This is a genomic window from Reichenbachiella carrageenanivorans (assembly GCF_025639805.1).
In the GTDB taxonomy this organism is placed as follows: domain Bacteria; phylum Bacteroidota; class Bacteroidia; order Cytophagales; family Cyclobacteriaceae; genus Reichenbachiella; species Reichenbachiella carrageenanivorans.
In genome coordinates this window covers 460,790-487,680 of sequence record NZ_CP106735.1, presented here as the reverse complement: position 1 = coordinate 487,680, position 26,891 = coordinate 460,790, and the positions used below count along the sequence as shown (strand labels likewise).

Annotated in this window: 13 protein-coding genes; 12 read left to right on the top strand and 1 reads right to left on the bottom strand. The window is 43.4% G+C overall.

From position 1 onward, the window contains the following. The first annotated feature begins 203 nt into the window (after nucleotides 1-203). Together N7E81_RS01825 and N7E81_RS01820 are read left to right on the top strand one after the other, a co-directional pair. The gene (locus N7E81_RS01825; protein WP_263051574.1) at nucleotides 204-653 is read left to right on the top strand and encodes a response regulator; all 450 of its coding nucleotides are present in this window, start codon (nucleotides 204-206) and stop codon (nucleotides 651-653) included. 145 nt (nucleotides 654-798) lie between these two features. After that, entirely contained in the window at nucleotides 799-2,868 is a 2,070-nt protein-coding gene (locus tag N7E81_RS01820; RefSeq protein ID WP_263051573.1) for a methyl-accepting chemotaxis protein, read from the top strand. 15 nt (nucleotides 2,869-2,883) lie between these two features. Here the strand turns inward: N7E81_RS01820 and N7E81_RS01815 are convergent, their stop codons facing one another. Next, complete coding sequence (locus tag N7E81_RS01815) at nucleotides 2,884-3,738, bottom strand: AraC family transcriptional regulator (protein ID WP_263051572.1); 855 nt, start codon at nucleotides 3,736-3,738, stop codon at nucleotides 2,884-2,886. 206 nt (nucleotides 3,739-3,944) lie between these two features. Here N7E81_RS01815 and N7E81_RS01810 point away from each other — a divergent pair, with 206 nt between their 5' ends. The 10 genes from N7E81_RS01810 (at nucleotide 3,945) to N7E81_RS01765 (ending at nucleotide 26,796) form a co-directional block, all read left to right on the top strand. Beyond that, a complete protein-coding gene (locus tag N7E81_RS01810; RefSeq protein WP_263051571.1) occupies nucleotides 3,945-5,258 on the top strand; it encodes an L-fuconate dehydratase in 1,314 nt (437 codons plus the stop codon). Nucleotides 5,259-5,330: 72 nt separating this feature from the next. Next, nucleotides 5,331-7,715 carry a glycosyl hydrolase family 95 catalytic domain-containing protein gene (locus N7E81_RS01805; protein ID WP_263051570.1) on the top strand — a complete coding sequence of 795 codons (2,385 nt, stop codon included), beginning with the start codon at nucleotides 5,331-5,333 and terminating at the stop codon, nucleotides 7,713-7,715. A 302-nt stretch (nucleotides 7,716-8,017) separates the two neighbouring features. After that, nucleotides 8,018-9,820 (top strand): arylsulfatase, encoded by a 1,803-nt coding sequence (locus N7E81_RS01800; protein ID WP_263051569.1) that lies wholly within the window; start codon nucleotides 8,018-8,020, stop codon nucleotides 9,818-9,820. Between the two features lie 341 nt (nucleotides 9,821-10,161). Beyond that, nucleotides 10,162-10,986: a pyruvate, water dikinase regulatory protein gene (locus N7E81_RS01795; protein ID WP_263051568.1), complete on the top strand. Its 825-nt coding sequence runs from the start codon at nucleotides 10,162-10,164 to the stop codon at nucleotides 10,984-10,986. Between the two features lie 2 nt (nucleotides 10,987-10,988). Then, entirely contained in the window at nucleotides 10,989-13,634 is a 2,646-nt protein-coding gene (ppdK, locus tag N7E81_RS01790; protein WP_263051567.1) for a pyruvate, phosphate dikinase, read from the top strand. A gap of 429 nt (nucleotides 13,635-14,063) precedes the next feature. Beyond that, nucleotides 14,064-16,046 (top strand): FGGY family carbohydrate kinase, encoded by a 1,983-nt coding sequence (locus N7E81_RS01785; protein ID WP_263051566.1) that lies wholly within the window; start codon nucleotides 14,064-14,066, stop codon nucleotides 16,044-16,046. Between the two features lie 256 nt (nucleotides 16,047-16,302). After that, on the top strand, nucleotides 16,303-20,172 hold the full coding sequence (locus N7E81_RS01780) for a hybrid sensor histidine kinase/response regulator transcription factor (RefSeq protein ID WP_263051565.1): 3,870 nt from the start codon (nucleotides 16,303-16,305) through the stop codon (nucleotides 20,170-20,172). Between the two features lie 325 nt (nucleotides 20,173-20,497). Then, nucleotides 20,498-23,638 carry a SusC/RagA family TonB-linked outer membrane protein gene (locus N7E81_RS01775; RefSeq protein ID WP_263051564.1) on the top strand — a complete coding sequence of 1,047 codons (3,141 nt, stop codon included), beginning with the start codon at nucleotides 20,498-20,500 and terminating at the stop codon, nucleotides 23,636-23,638. A gap of 19 nt (nucleotides 23,639-23,657) precedes the next feature. Next, a complete protein-coding gene (locus N7E81_RS01770) occupies nucleotides 23,658-25,184 on the top strand; it encodes a RagB/SusD family nutrient uptake outer membrane protein (RefSeq protein ID WP_263051563.1) in 1,527 nt (508 codons plus the stop codon). Between the two features lie 4 nt (nucleotides 25,185-25,188). Further along, nucleotides 25,189-26,796, top strand: a complete 1,608-nt coding sequence (locus tag N7E81_RS01765; RefSeq protein WP_263051562.1) for a hypothetical protein — start codon at nucleotides 25,189-25,191, stop codon at nucleotides 26,794-26,796. Nucleotides 26,797-26,891 lie beyond the last annotated feature (95 nt).

Sequence of the window (26,891 nt, the reverse complement as noted above, 5' to 3'; positions counted from 1 at the left end):
TGGGTAAATTTCACACCTGTGCACAGTAACAATCCTAATACGCTTGTGATTTTGTTTACATATATACATATATATGTAATTGAATGATTTATTTAGAAACCTAACCAGTCACTTCAGCCAATATTTCGGAAGGCATGCATGTTTTAATTGTCGAATTAGAACCGAATGATAGACTTCTGTAATAGATACAAAAACTTACAGCTATGGATAATAATAAGAAAATCAAGATTCTAATTGTAGATGATGATCCTATCTCAGGCTTGCTTTCTGAAGCTACCATACATATATATTCGAGAGATTTTGAAATTTTACGATTTGAACTGCCTCAAGAGGCGTTAGATTATTTGGGTCAACTATCTAGCGACGACTGGCCAAAACTCATTTTTCTTGATGTAGAGATGCCGCTATTGAGTGGCTGGCAAATTCTAGATCAGTTGGGCTCGAAGATATCATCACAGGGTCAGAACACAATGATTAATATGCTTACGAGTTCTATAAGCCAGGAAAATCGTGTGCAGTTTGATGCAAGAGGAGAAGTGAGCCTATACCTAAACAAACCGCTCAATACTAGGGTATTGGATACTGTGATCGAAAATTACAACCTGTCCTTTCATCCCGAAATTATGATAGAGTCCTCTAATGCTCAAGTCTAATATCCTGCTTAAGATTTGTGTCTGACTTTATTCCGCTAAGGAATCTTTTTATCAAAAAAATATAGGAATGGAAACACCCTTTATGCTGTTATTGACAGTATTAATGACGAGCGTAATTTATTTAATGTTTTATTCAAATCGGTATTTGAGTTTGATTAAAAGGTTGGTAGTAGATCTATGTGTATTGATTGTGAGTATTGGCTCATTTGGGTACGCACTAGGCGCAGGGTTGGGCATATGGAGTTGTTGTTTGTATTTGGGAATAGGACTGATCAATTTTGGGGTAGTGATCGTCGATTTTAAAGTGCAATTTGCAGATCCTTTTTCAGGTATAAAATCGATATTGAGTGATCAGTTTAGTGAAAAATCTTTGGAAGAATTGATCAATATGCCATCAGATTTTTCTCAGATAGCAAAGCAGATTCCGAACCGAAACCATACTCGGCATATAGAAATGCTTGCGCAAAAATTGGGTGAAGGAGATCTGACCTATGCAGCGTTGCTACACGACGAAGAGGAGGGTACGCTCAAGTCATTGAGCGAATTGCAAGACAATTTCAATGCCTTTATTTCAGAAACCAATGAGGTGATCGATCAGGCTGTAAGTAGCGGCCAACTCAGTGTTGAAATCAGTACAGTCAATAAGAAAGGCGTGTTTTTGGATTTAACTATTGGGATCAACTCGTTGCTAGGCTCATTGATCAACCCCCTAAAGGAATTCAATAGAATCATTCATGCCATGTCGTCGGGAGATTTGACGCTTAGATATGAGCTAGAAGCCAAAGGAGATATACTGCGCATGGTGAACAATCTGAATCTAGCACTAGATAATATAGATGGACTTTTAGGGCAAGTCTCAAAACATTCGAAGATCATAGAAGAATCGTCGGGAGAAATGAAGACCACGAGTTTAGAAATGAATGTCAGCACAGAAGAGATCGCTTCAGCGATAGCAGAGATGAGTGAAGGTGCCCGAAATCAGGTATTCAAAGTAGATCAAGCCTCCGAGCTGATCGATCAAATCCTAGAAGCCTCCAAAGACGTTGGCCAGAAGGCAGAGAATGTGAATGAGACAGCAAAATCAGGCGTAAGCCGAAGCAAGGAAGGAATCGAAGTGGTAAGACAGCTTGGAGAGCGTATGGAACAGATCACAGAGATGTCAGAGTCTACGACACACTCTATCAACGTGTTGATAGATCGCTCTGTACAAATCGAAAGAGTGCTTAAAGTAATCACGGAGATAGCAGCGCAAACCAACCTGCTTGCACTCAATGCTGCTATAGAAGCTGCTCAGGCGGGAGATGCTGGTAGGGGTTTTTCGGTAGTGGCAGAGGAGATCAGAGTGCTGGCCGAAAACTCTAGAAAGTCTGCAAGAGAAATAGAGGCATTGGTCGCGGGTGTGCAAAAGGATACCAGATCGGCAGCGAATGTGATTGATACGATGATAGAATCTATCAAAGGTGGCAAAACAGATACGCATCAAGCTGCAGTTGTTTTTCAGGAAATGTTTACTTCATCTAATGATGCTTTTATCTATTCGGAGGAGATCTTAGCCGCCGTAGTGGGGCAGATCGCACAGATCAAGGAAGTAGTGACTAATACGGAAAGTGTGGTGGTGATAGCAGAACAAACGGCATCAGGTGCGGCAGAGATAGCGGCTTCGGCTTCCGAGCTGTCCGCTGGCATGGGCGGGTACAATGAGAAAGCCATAAGCCTAGACGGAATAGCTATTGAGCTAAAAGAAGGGTTGAGCATGGTCAAACTCTCGTCTAATGCCAGTACCAATACCGCCATTTTCAAAATGAAAGAAGCCTATGAAAAGGAGAAATATCTATTGGATGCTTTGCTCAACAATATGCCTGATGTGATCTATTTCAAAGACCTACAAAGCCGATTTGTCCGAAATAGTAAGTCGCATGCCGAAGTCTTCGGGGTAGGCAGTCCAGAGGATTTGCTGGGCAAAACAGACATCGATTTTGTAGGAGATAGTGCAACCCAATCCTATGAAGATGAGCAGAAAATCATCAAAACGGGAGAGCCTATTATCAACTTGATAGAAAAGTCGGACGATGGAAAAGGAGCAGTTAAGTTTTATTCGACAACCAAATTGCCACTTCGCGATCTAAATCATGAAATTGTCGGCACTTTTGGGATATCTAGAGACGTGACAGAAACTCAGCAATTGCTTGCTTTACAGAAGGTAGCAGCATCATAACTGCTGGCTTATTTCTTACAACTTTGCTCTATATTCTTTCGGTGATAAGTGGTGCTTTTTTCGAAACTGCTTGTTGAAATTAGAAGCGTTTTTAAAACCAGATTCGTAGCATACCTCTAGGATGCTTTTGTTTTCATTCATGAGCAGCTTGCAGGCAAATCCGATTTTAATGTCATTGATGTATTGCACTAAGGTTTTTCCTTGCGTTTTTTTGAAATACCTACTAAATGCAGAAGGATTCATGTGAGCAACTTCTGCTACTTGATTGAGGCTGATTTCTTTTTTAAAATTATTCATGATGAACTGATGCACCTGATAAGATCGGGTTTCTTGCGAGTCAGATATTCGCTCCATAAAGCCATCGCTGGCTATGTATTCATAGTTGGTTTGAGTACCTAGATCATTCAGTATTTCTAATACTTTCAAGAATTTGGCATACCCCTTTTCTTCGTTTAATGTCAATATTTTATAGAAAGTTCTGGCATCATTTTTAAACAAAAGTCCCCTGACAGACTTGTTAATCAAACTTTTGATTCCGTTGTTTTCAGGGAGATCCGTCAGGTTGTTTTCTAGAAAATTCAACCCCAAGTGTATGGTGACAGCTTCGGCTATCTTGTCATTGCCCGCTTCAAAATAGGCATTCGAGTTCTGCCACATATGAGGCAAATCTTTTCCTATCACCACGATCTCGCCAGTCTTGAACTCAGCAATATTGTCCCCGACAAAACGAGTTCCAGTACTTTTTACAATGGCTACAATTTCTATTTGTTCGTGATAATGAAATCGCTTGATGAAATGCTTGTCCCGCAGGTGAGTGATAGAAACAGAATGGTTTGAGGTAACACTTCTGTTGAGGTATTCAGGGTTCATAGACGGTGAAATGAATGAGGCAATAAACTAAGGCAAAAAAAGTACGCACAAGTATCAAATTTCCAGTAGTACAAGAATGCACTAAAGTGCAATTTTGTACTATTCTAATGATGCAAAGTTATCAAAAATACATTGAGCGCTTGATTACTAAGCGAGTAATGCAAATTACTCTCAAAAAAAGTATACATAAACGAAAACTATAGATTGTGATAAAAATAATTGACATTGAAGTAATAGACCTACGTTTTCCTACTAGCAAATCTCTCGATGGATCAGATGCCATGAATCCTGATCCAGATTACTCTGCAGCTTATGTCATATTAAAAACAGATCATGTTGATGGGCTAGAAGGACATGGACTGACCTTTACTATCGGCCGTGGCAACGAATTGTGCGTGGCTGCCATAGAGGCACTGTCTTATCTGGTGAAAGGAAAGACCTTGGCGTCATTTACTAGCGATATGGGTGCCTTCTGGAAAATGATCACAGGCGATAGCCAGCTAAGGTGGGTAGGCCCAGAAAAGGGAGTCATTCACCTCGCCACAGGAGCCATTGTGAATGCTGTTTGGGACCTCTATGCCAAAGTAGAAGGCAAGCCACTGTGGCAGCTTATTGCTGATATGAGTCCTGAAGCGCTCGTCAAATGCGTGGACTTTACGTACATCACGGATGCGATTACACCAGAAGAGGCATTAGCTATACTGAAAGCCAAGGAGTCGACCAAGGCAGAAAGAATCGAAAAGTTAAAAAGCACAGGTTATCCAGCCTATACCACCTCGGCTGGTTGGTTAGGCTACTCAGATGATAAAATGAGACGTCTTTGTCGTGAAGCCAAAGCCCAAGGGTTTTCCAACATGAAGATAAAGGTAGGATCAGACCTCAATGACGACATGAGGAGAGCTGCTATTATCAGAGAAGAAATAGGTCCAGACCTGAGACTGATGATGGATGCTAATCAAAAATGGGATGTGGGTGAAGCCATTGCTAATATGGAAAAGCTGGCGCAATTCAACCCTTACTGGATAGAAGAGCCTACGAGCCCAGATGATGTTTTAGGCCATGCTACGATAGCCAAAGCCGTAGCTCCTATCAAAGTAGCAACTGGCGAACACTGTCAAAATAGAGTAGTCTTTAAACAATTGATGCAAGCGGGAGCCATAGGGATTTGTCAGATCGATAGTTGTCGAGTAGGCGGAGTCAATGAGATACTTGCTATTTTGTTGATGGCTGCCAAGTTCGACATTCCAGTATGCCCTCATGCAGGTGGTGTAGGTTTATGCGAGTATGTACAACATCTATCCATGATTGATTATATAGTCATTAGTGGTTCTTTAGAAGAGCGAATCATTGAATATGTCGATCATTTGCACGAGCATTTTCTTGACCCTGTGGTGATCAAAAACGGAGCATATATGCCTCCCATGTTGCCAGGGTATAGTATCACGATGAAAAAGGAAACCTTTTATGATTATACTTATCCGTATGGTAAAATGTGGATGACAGAGTCTGCTGTTGGGTAATCATATCTCAATCAAGTTTGATCCTGCAAATTCAAGTAATTGTGATTTAATTGGATGTTGAATCAAAAAAGCATGATGAACAATACTAAATACTTATTCATATTATTTGTCTTTTGCTCTTTTTGTAAAGAACCAATTTCATCGGTGAGATTGGAGGTGGATTATGAAGCATTTTTATCTCAGCACGATATGCGTTGGGATGTGATTCCACATCGATGGGAAGTGGCTCCTTATACTGGAAATGGAAATGTGGGATTTCTCTTCTATAGGATGGAGAGTGAAGGAAAAAACACCATGTCCATCTATCTGGGGAGGCACGATTATTACGATCACCGAGAGGCACCTAAGGAAAATCAAATGCTTTGGATCTATCGGAGTCGTTTGCCCTTGGGGCATTTCAAACTAGAGTCGAAAGGCAATATTACGGGTGTAGATTTACGCTTGAGTTTATGGGATGCACAATTGACGGGAGTAATCGAAACCTTAGAAGGATCTTATCAGATCAAGGGTTATTCGCATAGTGATATCGATGTCATCTCATTCGAAACAATAGCCAGTGGAGGGGAATTGGTGAAAATCACGTGGCATCCAGATGCCCCCATTCCTCCAGTGTGGAAAAGTTTGCAAGCTGGAGGTGGCCCTAAAAGCCCTAACTGGGATAAGATGCGCAACGATCCTATGCCAATGCCTCCTCCTGCTACCATCACTGAAGAGAATGGTCAGCGTTTTTGCCTACAGATGCTCTATAAAAACAGAGGAGAAACGACCACTGGTTGGGAGGTGAGTGGAGAGGAAGCTGGGACTCAACGCTTGTTGGCTAGTGTTCACCATAGTTTTCCAGCGCACAATAGTAAGCAAGTTGTAAAACAGAATTTACAAAAGGCAAAGGCACTACTTGATAACGGCACCTTTGAGGCGGCACATACACAATGGTGGCATGAGTATTATCCACTCAGCTTTTTAACGATTAACGACGCAGAGAAAGAAGCATTTTATTGGATTCAGATGTACAAATTTGCATCTGCCACCAGAGGCAACGGTCCTATAATGGATCTGATGGGACCTTGGTATCACGATACCTTTTGGCCGATGGTGTGGGGTGATTTGAATGTGGAATTGCAATATTGGACATACCTGACGGCCAACCGATTATCGGTTGGCGAATCGCTGGTCAACTCAATAGATAAGTATGCAAAAAACCTAGAAGACAACGTGCCTGACCGCTGGGGAAATAGTGCAGCTGTAGCGGCACTCCTTCCGCAGGATTTCATAGCCTATAATGGAGGGAAAGTCCCAGACATGCTGGTATGGATTTTACATGATTATTGGTTGCATTGTCAATATGCTGGAGATCGCGAGCGCATGAGAGACAAGTTGTTTCCGCTGTTGAAAAAAGCAGTAAATAGTTATCTCAATTATTTAGAAGAAAACCCTGTAGACGAGACTGATGGTAAAATTCATGTCAAAAACAGCTGGTCGCCAGAATATCCAAATGGCCATGGTCAGGATATCAATTTTACGCTTGCCCTCATGAGGTGGAGCTGTCAAACGCTGCTTGATCTCAATGACGAGTTTGATCTAAACGATCCACTCGCAGGAGAATGGAAAAACATCATGACTCACCTAGTTGGGTTTCAGTTAGATGAACATGGATTGAGGATAGGGAAAGACATTGCGTTTGAAAAACGGCATCGCCATTATTCACACTTGTTGGCGTTTTACCCATTGGCAGTGCTTACAGCAGAAGAGGACAGCCTCTTGGTTCGAACTACGCTCGATCATTGGCTAGATATAACGGTCAATACCCATGCAAGATTAGAAACGATGCCAGTCACGGGATATACGGCCACAGGAGCCGCCTCTATGTATGCAGCACTCGGAGATGCAGACAAGGCTTATTATTATCTCGACTTCTTAATTAAGCATGAGAATGTATCGACCACTACCATGTATGCAGAAGGAAATCCAGTAATCGAAAGTCCTTTGTCTTTTGCTACTTGTGTTCATGATATGTTGCTTCAAAGCATGGGAGGTGTTATTAAGGTTTTTCCAGGTACACCAGCGCGATGGGGAGATGCGACCTTTCATCAACTGAGAACTCAAGGAGCTTTCTTGGTAAGTGCAAGAAGAAAAAATGGAAGCACACAGTTCGTAGCTGTAGAAAGCCTTGAGGGCTCACCTTGTGTCGTAAAAACGGATCTAGAGTCACCCAATATTTACATAGATGGAATACGTGTGATGGATTCGGACAAGGTGCTGATCGATGATTCAGGAGCTTTTAGTGTCGACCTGAAAATTGGTGAAACCGTTGTATTTTCATCCACCACACTTAGGGATGCCGATTTGACCATTCGAGCAATTCCACTTGACGATCATGACAAAAATTTATTTGGATTCAGCGAGAAAACGGCAAGGTTGCCAGGACATCAGTTTTATAAAAAATCGCCAAAGGAATAACGAAAAACTAGGGCCTAATACTTTATATATGCTTGATTATTAGTCTGCTTTGGGCAGCAGTTGGAGAAGCTAATTCAAAACATGGAAGTGATCATTTATAGATGTGTATGAGAGAAAATATCCTTGCGTAAAACATAGGCTGCTAGAGGCTATTGATGCATTATTTGGCTAGAAGCCAAAACATCACCTGGCAGGGCAAAAAATGGATTCGGATTTATCAAAATCAAAGTAGAATTTATACTTGCGATGCGCCATTTTTGAGTGGAATTACAATTCCCCAAAGAGAAAAAACTTATTTAACGATGAAATACTTTTTAAATTCATATCTGGCCATGTTCGTTTTTGCTTCAGCATGCGCAGATAAGCCAGCGTCTGCCGTAGACGACAAACCCAATGTGATCATTGTGATCACCGACGATCAGGGGTATGGAGACTTAGGACATACTGGCAATTCTATTATCCAAACACCAGCCATAGACAAGTTTGCTTCGGAGTCGGTTAGTCTCACCAATTATCATGTAGGCACGACATGTGCACCTACTCGTGCTGGTTTTATGACTGGGCGAAATTGCAACCGAAATGGGGTATGGCATACCATCATGGGGGCATCTATGCTCAACAAAGGGGAAGTAACGATGGCAGATGTATTTAAAGAAAATGGATACGCTACTGGCATGTTTGGCAAATGGCATTTGGGAGACAATCATCCTTTTCGACCGCACGATCGGGGATTTGAAGAGGCCTTTTATCACGGAGGTGGAGGAGTAGGTCAGACGCCAGACTATTGGAACAACGACTATTTTGATGATACGTACTTCAGAAACGGCGTGCCCGAAAAGCAGATTGGCTATTGTACCGATGTATGGTTTGATGAAGCGATGAAATTCATTGAAAACAAAAAGGAAGAGCCATTTTTCTGCTACCTCAGTTTGAATGCACCACATGGGCCATACAATGTGCCGAAGGCTTATTACGAGCAATACAAAGACGAGACGGCAATCACGGAGATGCAAAAGCGATTTTATGGTATGATCACTAACATAGACGACAACTTCGCAAGGTTGACGAAACAACTGAATGATCTGGGTATTGCTGACAATACGATCTTGATTTTCACTACGGACAATGGAACCGCCAGAGGATACAAGCAAGACAAAAAAACTGGAAAGTACTACGGCTACAATGCAGGAATGCGTGGAACAAAAAGCAGTGAATACGATGGAGGTCATCGTGTGCCATTTATTATCAAATGGCCCAATGGAGGGCTCACAGGTGGAAAAAAGCTTACAGCACTCACTGCTCATGTAGATTTGTTGCCCACGCTTACCACACTTACAGGCCAGGAATTCAATTCGTTGAAAACCCTAGATGGAACAGATATCAGTGATTATCTATTGGGTAAAAGTGACCTCTCAGATCGGTATTTGGTGACAGATACCCAGCGTGTACCTTGGCCAGTCAAAGGCAAAAATAGTTGTGTAATGGAAGGGGATTGGAGATTGATCAATGGGGTAGAGCTCTACAATGTATCCGAAGACCCTGGGCAAGAAAACAATTTGGCAGATCAGTTTTCGGATCGAGTACTGGCGATGAATGCTTTTTATGAAACTTGGTGGGAAGATGTGATCAAGGAAACCAAGTTTTCGGTGATCGAGCTAGGACAGGATTCATTAGATGTGATTACCTGTCATGATGCTCGGGCGATCGACAAATATCCTCCGTGGAATCAGTCGCTGATTAGAAAAGGGGCTCCGATGGAACCAGCCAAGTTTACGGTGAATTTTGTCGCAGATGGTAAGTATCAGTTTGATCTGATGAGATGGCCTGAAGAAAGTGGGTTGGCACTAGGCACAGCCGTCTATGATACCGTGCCAGCCACTGCTTATACAGACAAAAGAATTGCTGGTGAGGCGATGAGGTTTCAGAAAGCATATCTCAAAATTGGGGATGCTCAATACGAAACTACACTAAACAATGACAGCCAATCTGCGACAATGACAGCTGATGTAGCACTTGGCGAGACCGAGTTGTTAGCCTATTTTGATATGGAGGATGGCACGTCGTGCAACGCATTTTATGTCTACGTTAGAAAAATGGATGAATAGTCATTGATTTATTCGTAAAAAGAGAGCCTTATAGGTTAAAAAAAAGAGCATAGTTGTAGATGTGTTTTATCTGTAGCTAGCTCTTTTTTGTGTTTTTGTCTTCGGTCACCGCTCTTCTTTAGTATGGTTTGCTTTCACTTCTATCTCTAGTTTTTTGACTGCGGGCGTATAGTGTCTTTGATCTGTTTGATTTGTCATTTTTTTACATTTATAAGTCTGTTATTTGCATTATATGTTACATAGGTTGTTTTTTTGCAAAAAATGAACATGTATATGCCGATTAAGATGTAGCCTCAGAGGCTCCTTCATTTGATCTTTGCTAGTCTTAATTCATTCATTCAATGCAAACGACTCGGTTGAATATCTTCATTACTCCTGGCTCCATGAGTTTTTTGGCTTTGGAATCATTCGCTCGATCAGCGGCATGGCAATTTCCAGATTGCGAATGTGAAGTAATAAAAGTACCGAATGTCAAAAGTCCTAAAGAAGCGGTAGAAGTAGTGGAGCAGGCCAAGTTGAACGAACCCGCCGTAGTGGTGTTTTGTACACCACTGGAGGAAGTAAGAGATGCCTTTGTGATGGCAGGCTTACGATTGAGAATCCAGTGTCTCAATGCCCTGTCGCCTTATGTTGAGGCTTTTGGCCAAGCCTTGAGTGCGTCGCCAGTTTATCAGCCTACTCATTCGATGGAGCTGGATCAAAACTACTTTCGAAAAATACATGCTATCGAATTTGCGATCAACAATGATGATGGTAAAAGTCAGTCTTCGTTAGAAAAGGCGGATATTGTATTGATTGGTGTTTCAAGAACCTCAAAAACACCATTGAGTATATACCTCGCTTACCTCAATTTTTTGGTGGTCAATATTCCGCTGGTTTCTATGTCTAGTATACCTAAGCACCTGTTTCAAGTGCCAATAAAAAAAATCATTGGGTTGACCATAGATCCTAGTCGCCTGAATCAAGTGAGAGCCGAAAGAAATAATACGATGGGCGTAGCCAGTGATACGCAATATTCTGATCTCAACAATATCATTCATGAACTAGAACTGGCGGACAAGGTGATGAAAAAAATTGGATGTCCGGTAATTGATGTCACAAACAAGGCTGTAGAAGAAACCGCCGAAATAATACTGAAACACATAAAACACACTAATAGTAAGTAGCTATGACAAATTACGTTTACTCATTTATCGAAGGGGATATAAAGATAAAAGCACTTTTGGGAGGCAAAGGGGCTAATTTGGCAGAAATGATGAAAATTGGTTTGCCCGTCCCTTCTGGTTTTACCATTACTACGGAAGCTTGTAATCAGTATTTTCATGATGGCAATACTGTTAATTCTGAAATCAAAGCACAAATAGAAAAGGCTGTGATTCAATTAGAAAATCAGACGGAAAAACAGTTTGGGGGAGATCCATGCCTACTGGTTTCTGTTCGGTCTGGTTCTGTATTTTCTATGCCAGGGATGATGGACACCATACTCAATCTCGGACTCAATGACGAGAATATAATGAGCTTGGCGAAAAGTACAAATTCTAAGCGTTTTGCACTGGATTGTTATAGGAGGTTTATTCAGATGTATAGCAATGTTGTCTTAGACCTACCGATGTATCAATTCGAGTCTATTTTGGAGGAGGTCAAGGAGAAAAACAACATAGATAACGATCAAGAGCTGACAGAAGATCATTTGATTGAGCTTATAAAGGAGTATAAAAATGTAGTGCAGCAAGGAACAGGTAAAGAGTTTGAGCAATCTCCCAAAAAACAACTGTATGCGGCGATCGAAGCTGTATTCAAATCTTGGAATAATGAGCGTGCTAAAATATACCGCCAGATCAATAATATACCCAGTAGTGTAGGCACCGCTATAAACATACAAATGATGGTGTTTGGCAATATGGGAGATGCCTCAGGAACGGGCGTTGTCTTCACTAGAAATCCATCTACAGGAGAAGATAGGCTCTTTGGTGAATTTCTAATGAATGCCCAAGGCGAAGATGTGGTGGCAGGCATTCGAACCCCCAACCCTATAGATGAACTGGCGAGTGTCAATCAGTCGGTATACGATGAATTGTGCAAGGCTTCTAGGCTACTCGAAGATCACTATAGAGATATGCAAGACATAGAATTTACTATCGAAAACGGGAAATTTTATTTGTTACAAACTCGTAATGGAAAGCGGTCGGCCTCAGCGGCAACGAAGATTGCTGTTGATTTTGTGAACAAAGGCATTATAAGCAAAGAGGATGTGTTGAAAAACTTTGACTTAGCTCAAGTAGATCAGTTGCTTCATCCAGAGTTTCACCCAGAGAAATTAGCTTCAGCGAAAGAACTGACCGTGGGTTTGCCAGCTAGCCCAGGGGCGGCTACTGGTCAAATTTGTTTTGATACACAAGCAGCTGAAGAAGCTTGTGAAAAAGGAGAGAAAGTTATCCTAGTGAGAATAGAAACCTCTCCAGAAGATATCAAAGGGATGCTCTCGTCCAATGGTGTATTGACTGCCCGCGGAGGCATGACCAGTCACGCTGCGGTGGTCGCGCGTGGCATGGGCAAGTGCTGTGTGTCGGGTTGTATCGATTTGCAGATAGATGAAGAAAAGCGACTCTTGAAAATAGGGGAACATGAATTGTGTGAAGGAGATTATCTTTCTATAGACGGGACGACGGGCAAGGTGTACCTAGGCCAAGTAGAAACTTCTTCGGCTAATCTGAGTGATGAATTTGCGACGATCATGGCATGGGCAGATGAGGTGAGTGATGTCCATGTATTGGCCAATGCAGACACACCACAGGATGCGAAAAAGGCCATAGCATTTGGAGCAAAAGGTATCGGGTTGTGCCGAACAGAGCATATGTTTTTTGCCGGCGATAGAATCACCGATATGAGAGAAATGATTCTATCTCAAAATGAAGAAGGACGAAAGATCGCGTTGAATAAGCTGTACCCTTATCAAAAGGAGGATTTTAAACTCATTTTCAAGACGCTCAAGCAGCAGCCTGTCAATATTAGATTGCTCGATCCTCCATTACATGAATTTATTCCTAAAGAGAAAGGCGAAATAATGAAATTGGCGAAGGATCTCAATGTCACTTACGATCGGATCGAAAAGATCACCGAACAGTTGACCGAGGTGAATCCAATGATGGGAATGAGGGGATGTAGGTTGGGGTTGATTTATCCAGAAATTTATGAAATGCAAGCGAGAGCTATTATTGATGCGGCACTTGAGGTGACGAGAGAAGAGGGTTTTGTTCCTAGTCCCGAAATCATGATACCGCTAGTCGGGAATGAAATAGAATTGTCGAAACTAAGAAGCATGGTAGAAGTTATCAAGCTAGCCTTGGATGTAGACGATGAACTTGGAGAAGTGAAAATAGGTACGATGATAGAAGTGCCACGGGCTTGTTTGGTGGCCGATAAAATTGCCGAGCATGCCGATTATTTTTCATTTGGCACGAATGACCTAACGCAGATGACCTTGGGTTATAGTCGCGATGATTCTGGAACATTTATTGCAAAATACAAAATGCAAAAAATATTGGACGAAGATCCATTTCAGAAGATAGATCAAGCTGGGGTGGGTGAACTTATGAAAATAGCCATCACTAAGGCCAAGACAAAAAAAACAGCGTTGAAAATTGGTGTTTGTGGTGAGCAGGCAGGTGATAGTGAATCACTCACATTTTTCAATAGCCTTGGAATAGATTATGTTTCTTGCTCTCCTTATAGAATTCCAAAAGCACGATTGGCAGCAGCTCAGGCAGCTATCAGTTATGCAGTAGTTGAAGAAGACCAGACGGAGCACAACTAATTTGTATGGAAAATCTAATGTCGACATTCGATTTGCGAGAACACTGACTAAACGGACAACAAGTCTGTGCGATACTCTCCATAGATCATATCAACTCAAAACAGATACCCAAAGCCACTTTCACTCTTTAAAAGAGTCTGGGTAGTGTCGGATTTGTCACAATATACGTTTGACAACTGTATGTAGCTACCTGTCCGCTCAAGGCAATTAAAAGCAAATATTTTGGGATGAGTGTATTAAGAGCGGCTCTTAAGGAGTCGCTCTTTTGTTTTTTTACCAAAGGTATATTTGAAGTAGTTAATGATCGGTTTATCAAATGATTATTCAATTTTGTCATAGATTAATTTTTTACAATACGTCAATATCTCGCCTGTTAATCGGCATGGTTGGCATATTGACGTATATTTGGCGTAACTAATCTGTAATGTGATGTATTTATTAGGATATGACATAGGGAGTTCTTCGATTAAGACCGCATTGGTAGACGCGCGATCCAACAAGACAGTGGCGGTGGTGCAATACCCAGAATCGTCCATGGATATCATCGCTCGCCAGAGCGGATGGGCGGAGCAGCAGCCAGAACTGTGGTGGCAAAATGTATGTATGGCCACTCAAAAACTCCTAGCCAAATGCAGCGTCGATCCAAGAGAGATCAAAGGCATCGGTATCAGTTATCAGATGCATGGTTTGGTACTCATTGATAAAAACAAACAAGTATTGAGGCCATCAATCATTTGGTGTGACAGCCGAGCGGTGCCTATAGGTCAGCAGGCTTTCAAAGCACTTGGCGAACAGCATTGCTTGGAAAATTACCTTAATTCTCCAGGCAACTTCACCGCATCCAAACTCAAATGGATCAAAGACAACGAACCAGAGGTTTATGATAAGATTTATAAAATGATGTTGCCTGGTGATTATATCGCCATGCGGCTGACAGGAGAAATCAATACAACTATTGGTGGATTGTCTGAGGCCATACTTTGGAATTATAAGAAAAAAAAGGTGGCCATAGAAGTATTAAATTATTATGGTTTGTCCGAAGAATTGCTCCCTGAGATTGTGGGCAATTTCGACATACAGGGAGAAGTTCAAGAAAGCGCTGCTAGTCAGGCTGGTTTGGTTGCAGGTATTCCTGTGGCGTACCGAGCAGGCGATCAGCCCAACAATGCACTTTCGCTCAATGTGCTCAATCCTGGAGAGATAGCAGCTACCAGTGGCACGTCGGGTGTAGTCTATGGAATCGTAGATCGACCGCTGTATGACACAAAATCAAGAGTAAATTCTTTCACGCATGTAAATTATGAAAATAATTATGACCGGATAGGAGTATTGCTCTGCCTCAATGGTGCAGGGATTCAGTACGGATGGATGAAGAATCAGATTGCTCTTGGAGGAAGACAATATGAGGACATGGAGCGTATGGCAGGGACAGTACCTGTGGGCTCAGATGGTCTCTGTATTTTGCCTTTCGGCAATGGCGCAGAGCGTGTGCTCATGGACAAAAACGTGAATGCCCATATTCTCAATTTGGAATTTAACCGACACACACGAGCCCACTTGTATAGGTCGGCATTAGAAGGAGTCGCTTTTTCATTTGTGCATGGGGTAAACCTGCTCAAAGAAATGGGATTGGCTGTAGATATTATGCGTGTGAGCAACGATAACATGTTTCAGTCTGAAGTATTTGCCATGACTATGGCCACTTTATTGGACTGTCATATTGAGGTTGTAGATACTACAGGTGCCGTAGGAGCTGCTCAAGCTTCTGGAGTTGGGGTAGGCATATATGCCAATATCGAAGAAGCGTTGTACAACATCGAAACGCGTATGATACACGAGCCACGACTCAATCAGGCCATGTGCCACCAAGCGTATCACTATTGGGCGTCTTGTTTGGATAAGACACTTTATGAAATGCCGTCGAAAAGCAACAGGCCAGAAGAACTTCGAGCCAAAAACGACGAGCTCAAAAAACACCTGGAGGACAAAAACAAAGAACTCGCCAGTGTAGCTATGCAGATGCACAACAAGGATGAGTTTTTAAAGGAAATCCAACAAACACTAGCAGACGCTCTTGGGGATTTGAATAGTGCTCAATCCAAGATAACCATGCAGAAACTGGTTGATAAAATAGCGGGACAATCTACAGGTAATAAAGACTGGGACAGGTTCGAAGATCAATTCAATTTGTTGCATTCTGATTTTTTCAAAAAACTGAAATCAGATTTCCCCAATCTGACAGTAGCAGAGGCCAAGCTATGTATGCTATTAAAAATGAAATTAACAACTAAAGATATAGCCAGCCAGCTCAACCTATCTGTGCGAGGAGTGGAAACTAGACGCTATAGACTACGCAAAAAGCTGAGTGCAGAAAAAGAATTCGACCTAGATAAATTTCTAGATCGGCTTTAATTCAACCTATGCCGAAAGGAAAGAAGCACTTTTTAGTAGTTCTCAAGTGAAGAGTGATTTGATTTTTGACTAAATCAATAGCGAAGTTCATCTTCTAATTATTGTGAAAAAAAGATTTCGGCTAGATTTACTCAAATCAAGAACTAACGATTTGTCCATTATTAACATTTTGAAACATAGGATGTCATGTGTTGCCATGCAAGTGCTTTGTATGGTATTTGTACTCTGTGTTAGTTGTCCAAGCCAAGCGCAGAAAATGGACTTTAAATATCTAGGCATAGAAGAAGGCCTGCCGAGCAACAAAGTCTTTATGACCTTGGAAGACCAAGAGGGCTTTGTATGGATGGCTACCGACAACGGCATAGCCCGATACGACGGCAGATCACTCAAGACCTACGAGCTACAAAACATAGAAGACATCCGTAAGCGTTCGTTTGTGTCCTTATTTCTCGGTATGGATGGAGCGGGTACTGTTTGGTTGATTTCAAATAACGGATTGCTTTTCTATTATGATCAAGGCCAAGATCAATTTCAGTACTACGATCAAGTGCTACCACCTGGAGCTACCAATATCTACATTACCGAATTCTATATCGATCATGCTGATCGTTTTCTCATAGGTTCGTTCAACGGCGTATCGGTCTACTTACCAAAGGATCAATCCATCATGCAGCTGCCAGACGTCAGCAAGGTGGTGTCTTCAATCATCCAATCGGACGATCACACCTACTATATAGGAGGTAGAGGAGGTATATTTGTTTTGAATTCGGAGTTGAAATTCCTTTCAAATTTGAAAGCCAAAGTACCAAAGAGCCAATGGACGCTAGACCAGCAAAGAATAGAATCACTTTATCTACAATCGGCTGATCATCAGCTTTGGGTAGGTACAGAAAGCGCTGGATTGTATAGCTATGATCTGCGTCATGATCAACTCACACCCGTTGGGCTGGAGCGTGAGATAGATATTTCTATACGATCGATCAAAGATTTTGGAGGCGGACAGTTTTTTATAGGGACAGACGGAGGTGGCATCATCCTTTTCGATGCATTCAAGCATGAAGTTTTGGCTACGGCGACCTATCAAGATGATCAGCAGCACTCGCTTAGCTCTAATGCTGTTTACGATATTCAGATCAATGCCCAAGGGGTCGTTTTTGTGTCTACTTATCGCGGGGGAGTCAATATTTACAATCCTCAGAGGCAAAAGTTCTATGATATCAGACACGTACGAGGAGAGAGCAATTCCCTCAGCAACGACGTGGTCTTTTCTATCGTGGAGCCTATGTCTGGCTACATCAGTTTTGGTACAGACAAAGGGATCAGCATTTGGAATAAGACACAAAATACTTGGGAGCATCTGAGGCTGGACACGAACGAAGAATTGTCCAAAAGCGCCGTGGTACTCTCGCAGACAGTAGATAGTCAGGACAATCTTTGGGTGGCTTCTTATGTATATGCCCTGTCTCAATTTTCGCCTACTGCTAGCGGTTTTCGCTTGTCGTCGAGTCTCACGCGGCTCGGAGATCCTTCGAAGGTGAAGCGTGTATTTTTTCATCCGCATGGCGAACTGCTCGTGGGCACGATCAATTCTTCGCTTTTCTCATACCCTCCTTCCGGAGAAATTGATAGTTATGAAATCCGTGAGCCCTCAGATATGGAGATGTATTCGGATCAAAAAGCCATCATAACCAACCGAGATGGTATTGCCCTGTTGGACTTGGCCTACAAGGAGGTGACATGGATAGGAAAGGAGAAGAAGGGCAGTCCACTCTCAAAGATGGTTTGTGTTTCGGTTTTGGTAGATGAGGAGCGGGCACTATGGGTAGGTACCATCGATCATGGCGTATGCAAGATTGATGTCCAAGGAAATATTCTCGAACAGTATGATACGTCATCCGGCATGGCTTCTAATACCGTCTTGGACCTATTGGCCGATACTGAAAACAATGTGTGGGTGGCTACGCCTAATGGGATCAGCAAAATAGCCCACCAAAAGGTGGTGAATTTTTATGAGTCGGATGGACTGATTTCTACCGATTTCAATCGAAATGCTGCTTTTCTAGATAGTGATGGTCAGTTGTATTTTGGCACGAATAAGGGAGTCATCACATTCGACCCGAAAACCATTACACCTACCCAAATCGAAAAGAAAATTGTACTTACCGATTTCTTTCTGAATCATGAACGTATTTTGGCTGGAGCCCATACTGTACTCCAGAAACCCTTGAATGAAATAGAGCAGATGTCATTGGCCTATGACCAAAATTCCTTTTCTCTTGGTTTTGTAAGTATAGATTTTATGCACGCAGCGCAGGGGCAGTTTGTTTGGAGATTAGACGGGTTCGACAAAGATTGGATCGTGGGAGAAGGACAGGAGCGTGCCACCTATACCAACCTCGACCCTGGCCATTATACTTTTCGTTTGAAAATGACAGATGGTCTAGGTCATCAGATTGGAGACGAAAGTAGACTCAGTCTCACGATCAGTCAACCGTTTTGGAAAACTCCTTGGGCCTATATGGTGTACTTCGTTTTCATCCTTTCGTTGGTGATGCTGTTGCTCTATTTCAACAGGCTACGTATGGAATCCAAAAATGCAGAAGAGCGACTACACTTTCTTATCGAAATGGCACACGAAATCAAAACACCACTCACACTCATTCGTGCTCCACTCACCGATCTGCTGAGCAACGCAAAGACGGACGACGCCATGAAGGAAAGTCTACAGGTGGCACTGGATAGCGCCGAAAAGCTGCACAAGCAAATGATGCAGTTTTTGGACTTTAGGAGGATCAATGTGCGCAGAGACAGCCTACAAATAGCACCTCTGGATCTGGTGGCATTTATCAACACCAAACGATACGCCTTCAAAGTGCTGGCAGATAAAAAGAATATTGATCTCAAGTTTGAACACGCCCAGCCCGAGGCAATGGTAAATAGCGACGACAAAATTCTAGATAAGATCGTAAGCAATATCATTTCAAATGCCATCAAATACACCCGTGAAGGCGGGCAGGTTGCATTGGCACTAAAAGTCTCCAATAAAAACTGGACACTGTCCGTGGCCGACAATGGCATTGGCATATCCAAGGAAGACCAAAAGCGGATATTTACTCTGTTTTACCGAACCCAAAATGCCAGATCATCGGGTAGCTCAGGGAGCGGTGTAGGTTTGGTGCTGGCCAGTGATTTGGCCAGGACTATGAATGGCTCGGTCAGGCTAGTGAGGTCAGATCAGAGCGGTTCGGAGTTTCTGATCACCATGCCCATGTTCGAGCTGGCAGATGCGCCATTGGAGCTAGAAGATCACCCGATGATGCCAGCCGAACAAGAGCTAGAGATTGAGTCGCGAGACAACTCCAAGTTGTCGATCCTGATGGTAGAAGACGACGAGGCGCTTCGCAATTATCAAAAATCAAAATTCGAATCAGAATACCATGTGCTCACTGCGTCCAATGGCGAGGAGGCCATGAAAATCGTACACGCCAGCCCGCCAGACATGATCATCAGCGATGTAGTCATGCCCAAAATGAACGGCCGCCAGCTGTGTATGAACATCAAGTCCAACGTAGCCACTAGTCACATTCCGTTCATACTGCTCACAGGTCAGGAGTCCAAAGACCATGTTCAACAGGGATTCGAAAGTGGTGCCGATGACTACATTGTTAAGCCTTTTGAGTTTGAAATTTTGTCTTCCAAAATCCGAAATCTGCTCAAAACTCGTGCTGCGATCAAAGATCGATTCGTAGCCAGCGAAGAAGAAGAAACCTTTCAAGATATATCAAATGAATTAGATCAGAAGTTTCTCGATGAAATCACAAGCATGATAGAAGACAATATCAGTGATCCAGAATTATCTGTAAATCATATTTGCCATGCCATAGGGATGAGCAGAACTTCCCTTTACCATAAATTGAAAGCTTTGGTAGATATGTCACCAGCGGAGTTTATCAGAACCATTCGATTGAAGCGCGCTAGAAAATTGCTCCTTAATCCCATGAACAACATCAGCGAAGTAGCCTACAGCACTGGCTTTTCAGATGCCAAATATTTCAGTACCCTATTCAAAAAATACTACGACCAAAGTCCATCTGCCTTCGTGGCCGACAAGAAAGGGAGCCACTGACATAGGCGTCGGCTTGTCTCCCCCAGCGTAAGCACTGCAGCATAATGCTCTTAGCATTTCTGCGCTTCGTACTACGCTCAAAAAAACAGCCTGTTCTCCTCCGTGAGCAACCTTCCATTCCGTTGCCTTTTTCGATCCACCAGCCCCCTTTACTCCTTATAAATCGTTATCTTATAGAGTGAAAAAGTTGTTTTATTGCCAATAATCGACTGTTTAACGGAATTCCAACCTTTTGAAACAGGAATCAAACCTTCTATAGAAATGGATTTATCAACTTCGGTATTGAATAATTGATACAACACACAAACATGACGAAGACTACGATATGAAACAAACTTACTTTATAACGATCCTACTGTTCCTTACGCACTTGGGCTATGCTCAGCACAGCGTGTCGGGAACAGTAGTGGATAATGAAGGGGAAACTATTCCAGGAGCTAGTATCATTATTAGCGGCACCAAAGAAGGTGTGGTCACTGATATAGACGGAAGGTTTACGCTGACGACACCAGATGATGCTACGCTAGTAGTTTCTTTTTTGGGCTATTTGAAACAAGAAATTTCCGTTGCCGGAAAATCTAAACTGGATATTGTACTGACACCCGATTTTGTCGAGCTAGACGAAATAGTAGTGGTAGGCTACGGCACCATGAGAAAGAGTGACGTGACCGGGTCCATCTCCTCTGTGAAAGTAGAAGAGAATGTGGCCAGACAATATTCTACGGTAGACAACTTGCTTCGCGGACGTGCGGCAGGGGTGCAGGTCTCTGGTACGAGTGGCAATCCTGGCATGGGTATCAGCGTAAAAATCCGAGGTACGAATAGCCTTCGTGGCAACAACGAGCCGCTCTATGTGGTAGATGGAGTCATTATCTCATCGGCTGGAGAAGACGCTATGGATGCCAGCACGGATGGCAACTCACTCCAAGAAAATCAAAATGGCCTGAACGGGATCAACCCACGAGACATCGAAAGCATAGAAGTACTAAAGGATGCTTCTGCCACGGCTATCTATGGTTCGAGAGGAGCCAATGGCGTGGTCTTGATCACCACCAAGCAAGGAGAGCCTGGCCAAACCAGAATCAACGCATATGTGACGAGCAGCTTGGCGCAAATCAGCAAGAAAATAGATGTGCTGAACGGTACAGATTACGCCATGTATAGAAATGAAGAAGCGATCAGGTCTGGAAACGAGCCTGTTTTTCAAATCAACAATGGCAATGTCTACCCGATCAGTTACACTGCCAATGGCCCAGTCGTAGGCGACGAGGCTTTCCAGCAGATCAACTGGCAAGACGAAATTTATGAATATGGCATCAGCTACAATGCTGGGGTGGCCTTGAGTGGAGGGTTTGGCGATGACGGATCTTACTATATCTCTGGTGGGTACAACGACCAATCTGGTATCGTAGACGCTTCACACATTCAAAGTGGAGATTTCCGTATCAACCTCAACAGCAGTCTTACGGAAAAGTTGAGTGTAGATGCTCGATTTTCGGCATACTATAGTCAAGGCAACTTTGCACAAAACGGCAGTAAGTCTGGCGGTAGCAGAGGATTTATCAACAACGTGGTAGACTACTCCCCAATCGTAGACAGCGAAATTGACGATTTCGGAAATGAACTAGAATTGTCTAACCCTTATTCTTGGTTGAATGATTACGAAGACTACTCAGAAGAAGGACGTTTTATTGGTTCTGTGGGCCTTACCTACAAGCTCCCCATCAAAGGGCTCAAGTACCAATTGAGAGCTGGCGGTGACATTCGAAACAAAGAGAGAAAGAAGTTTTACGGACTCACTACCTTCCCAGGTTCACAGAGCAACGGGGTACTTTCTATCTCTAGTTTAGACTCGAAGTCTTATACGCTCAACAACCTGCTCATGTACAACACGACTTTCAACAAAATCCACCGCATCAACTCTACGGTAGGGTTTACTTACGAAGGACGTCAGATCATGAATACGCTGTACGAGGCGCAAAATTTTGCCACCACCGAATTTACCGTGAATGGTGCTCAGTACGCAGCCTTTGTCTCTAGGCCATTGTCTACTTTGCCTGCGGCAGAAAACCTGCTGTCTTATCTAGGTAGAGTCAATTACACCCTGATGGACAAATATATTTTGACCGCATCGTTTCGCGCAGATGGATCTTCCAAATTTGCCAACGGGCATAAGTACGGGTACTTCCCTTCTTTTTCAGTAGCATGGAGAGCCTCTGATGAGTCGTTTATCGAATCATTGGGTTTAGTAGACGAATTGAAATTTAGAGCAGGTTGGGGGCGTATCGGTAATCAAGGAATCAGTCCTTATCAAACCTTGAGCAACTACAACAGAATCTACTACTCAGATGCTGGTAATGGAGACAAGGTAGGTTTTGTGCCAGCCAATATTGCCAACCCTGATCTGACTTGGGAAACCACGACTCAGCTCAATGTAGGTGTAGATTTCGGCGTGTTCGACAATAGATTGACGGCGACAGTAGACGCCTATTCAAAGACTACGACAGACCTCTTGCAGCAAATGGAAATACCAACCAGTGCAGGTTATGAGCAGATGCTCACCAATAGAGGCACCATTCTAAACAAAGGCTTGGAAGTGAGCCTGAACGCAAAAGCAATCGACAAAAACGATTGGTTTGTCTCTGTGGGTGGCAACATCGCCTTCAACAGAACCGAACTGCAAGAGCTAGGTATTCCAGATGCACCGATCTTCATCGAAGGGTCGGAGCAGCAGAGATCCTATTACTTAGGGAGCAATGTCTCGTCGGGCACTTATTTCAAGGCGCCTGCCAATATCTTTCTAGAAGGGGAGCAGGTAGGCTTGTTTTATGGATGGCAAACAGACGGTATCTATCAGACAGGCGATACAGATATCTTGGATGGCGCACAGCCGGGCGATATCAAAAGAATAGACCAGAACGGCGATGGAGTAGTAGATGGTAATGATCGAGTGATCATCGGCAACCCCAATCCAGATTTTATTTTTGGGGCTAACCTTTCGGTAGAATACAAACGATTTTCATTGAATGTACAGGCCAACGGTGTCTATGGTAATGAAATCGCCAACGGCAACTTGCTCCGATTGGGCATTGCCGAAGGTACCAGTAGAAACATCATGCCAGTAGCCTATCACGAAGCTTGGAGGCCAGACTTGCCGAGCAATACCTTCCCACGCGTAGGATACATCGGCGAAAACAACGCGGGTGCCATTTCGGATCGAATCATAGAAGATGGCAGCTACCTGCGAATCAACAATGTGACTCTGGGCTACGACTTGCCTGTAGAGAAGGTGTTGAACTCCTGTCACATTTATTTCTCCGCACAGAACTTACTTACGCTTACTAATTATAGCGGCTATGATCCAGTGATTACCAGCTATCAGAATACCAGCGGAATCATGGGAGTGGATTGGGTCAACTACCCAAATGCCCGAGTATTTATCCTCGGTCTTAATTTGAGTTTCTAATCTATCTAAATCCAAAGCAATGAAAAATTTTAAAAATATAATCGTACTTAGTCTGAGCATACTAGTGACTGCTTGTAGTTTAGATGAAGAACCACCATTTCCAAACAATGAAAGTGTATACGCTACAGTAGAAGGTGTACAGACGGCACTGGACGGCACCTATCAGGGGCTGACAGCATTCAACTATATGGGCAATGACTTCCATTATGTGACTGGAGGAAACTCAGGATTTTTTGTGTCGGGCAAAGGAGGCGAGGCCACCAGCTCAGACAATGTTAACCTTTGTTCACTGCGTCCTTTGAACAGCTCTACACATCTAGAAGGTCTGTGGAGAACGACTTACGCCGCGGTGAGCAGAGCCAATGACATGATACAGGCTATCGACACCGCAGCTTTCAGCGAAAGCGACAGGCTGATGGTCAAAGATGCATTGGGACAAGCCTATTTCTTGAGAGCCTACAATTATTTCAACTTGGTCAGACTCTGGGGCGAGGTGCCTTTGAGACTCACGCCTGCTACAGATCAGGACATTCATCTCTCTTTGTCGTCGGCTAGTGAGGGATATGACCAGATCATAGCAGATGCCGAACTGGCCGCTTCGATGATGAATGGCGCAGCTGGCTTAGGCTATCCTAAAGCATTTGCCGCTCACATGCTGCTGGCCAAGGTCTACATGGTATTGGCTACGGCTCCTGCCGAATTGCAGGACACCACGCTGGATTATTGGCAGTTGGCCTACGACCATGCGATACAGGTCTATGGACAGTACGAACTGGTGGGCGACTTTGCCGAACTTTGGGAATCCGAGGGGGGCAATACAGAAGAGTCTATTTTTGAACTACAGTTCAATAAAATCAATTCTTCAAACTTCGTGAAGTTATTCACCGCTTCCAATGCCATTGCAGGGCCATCGTGGGGCAGAATGAAGATAAACGCAGAAGTCTATGATTTGCACGCTGCTACCTATGCCTCAGACCCTAGAATAGCAGAAACGTACAAGGGATCTTATGTAAATAGAAATCCCAATTCGGGTGGGTACGGCAATACAGTAGCCAACTACCCAGACAATACAGCTCGCAAGAAATTCAACAGTGGATTTCCATACCTGTATAAGTACTACGAAAAAGATACCGCTAACGTCACCGACCTCAGCAATCAGAATTTTATCATCTATCGATATGCCGATCTGCTGCTGATGCTCTCCGAGATATCCAACGAACTTCAAAATGGAGAGCAGTTGGGCTACGTCACCGAAGTATTGGCTAGAGTGGGGCTCACGCCACAGGTAGGCTATAGCAGCGGGAAAGACAGTTTTCGAGAGGCCATTATGAATGAATACCGTTTTGAGCTGGTAGGCGAAGGCCACGACTGGTTCAACAATCGCCGAAGAGGCTACCAGTACTTCTATGATCACGTCATCGACGCGCACAACAACGGGCCTAAGTTTGACCCTGTCGTAGATGTGACTTTGGAAGACAACGAAGATATAATCATGTACCTGCCATTGCCAGCGCATGAAATAAACACGAACCAAGAAATCAACTAAGAAGATGAGAAAGCAAAAGAAAATACTAGACAACCCCTTTTACAGCATTCTTTTTATCATCGGAGTCCTTACATTTTTGGCTTCTTGTGAAAATACATTCGAAGAATATGAAAGGTATGAGCCTACCGTAATAGTAGCAGGAGACAGCGTAGTGACGTACGAAGACGTCACGTCATATCCATTCCTAGATGCTATATCTACCGACGAGCCTGTGATCGATATAGAGAGTAGCTACAGTCTGGTGCTAGACACCATCAAGGCACCTTTGAACAGTACGTATCAAAAAGCTAAGTTTGAAATAGACAGTAAGACGGGCGTAGTGTCTTATATCAATGCTGGTGAATTGTCCGCTGGATCATACGTAGTGAGTATAGGAGTGACCACAGCCACGGGCGTAGTGGTACTAGACAATATCGTGACCATGGACATACTCGCTGTGCCGATCGATGTGACTGTAGACCACAGCACAGTGGATGTAGGCGCACTTGAGCTAGGTACGATCGCTACGGTTTCGTACACAGACACTTCGGGTGGCGACCTCACCACGGTGACTTATCAGCTTGTAGATGGCCCACAGGGGATTGCCATCAATGCGAATACGGGTGAAATCTCAAAAACAGGCATCATCACAGAAAAGACCGTGGTACTGTCCGTATTGGTCACTACCAATTTGGGACTGCAGCAAGAGGAAAACTTGGTGACCATTAATGTGGGCGACGCACCTACACTGGCCTATTTCCAACAAGATGGAACGACAGCGCTTACTAATGTAAAACTGTCGCCTTGGACGGCATACACCACCAGCCAGCCAGTATTGGAAGGCATGGACGCCGGCGGAGGATACGAACTGATCCTGCCTGCAGCATTGTCTGCATCGACATCGGAGTTCAGCTTTGGAGTCAATGGTGAAGTGATCATCGCAGCAGACGCCGACCTGCCAGAAGGGGAGTATTCTCTAGGTGTGAAAGTGACCAACGGCGCTGGGGTAGAAGCAGAGTTTGCAGATCAGTTTGATTTGACTGTGGAAGTAGTATGGACAGAAGTAGTCAATGATCAGTTGAATGACGGCCTGAATGATACCGCCTTGCCTGAAGTGGCATATCCTGGTGTTTGGAATGGAATTAATAATGGGGCAGGTTCTTCTTGGGTGAAGAAAAATGGTGTGTCAGGGTTAGATGGTATTCGGGTATTTAGACCCGACTTTGAAACTTGTGATGTAAGTCTGACTAGGGTGCTGGACGTGACAGGTTACAAGTATGTAGAAGTTACATTCGGTGAATATACAGGTCAAACTAATGGTGGCTCAAACGGAGACTTTTTCACCTCGTACGATCGTATGTTCTACTATGGAGAGTCTGACCTTAGTGGTGCATTTGTACCTACTGAGTGGTCTACATTGATGGCGGCCAATGATAGTGAATGGGCGACATCTCCAAGTACAACCGACTATACGAGAGAGATCGATTTGACTGGAGTGTCAGGAAGTACAATATATATGCATTGGAGAATAATACCCGACGCTGCAAGTACTGCTATTGATAAAAATGGTCAATGGTTGATCGATTATGTAACTGCACGAGGCACAAGTGCCTATACTGCCATCGAAGAATAAATTATTTTAATAAATAAATCATTACGAAAGTGAAAAGAGAGCAAATGGAGTCTTTCAAAAAAGGAAAAAAGAGGTATGCTGTGCTAGAGTATTTT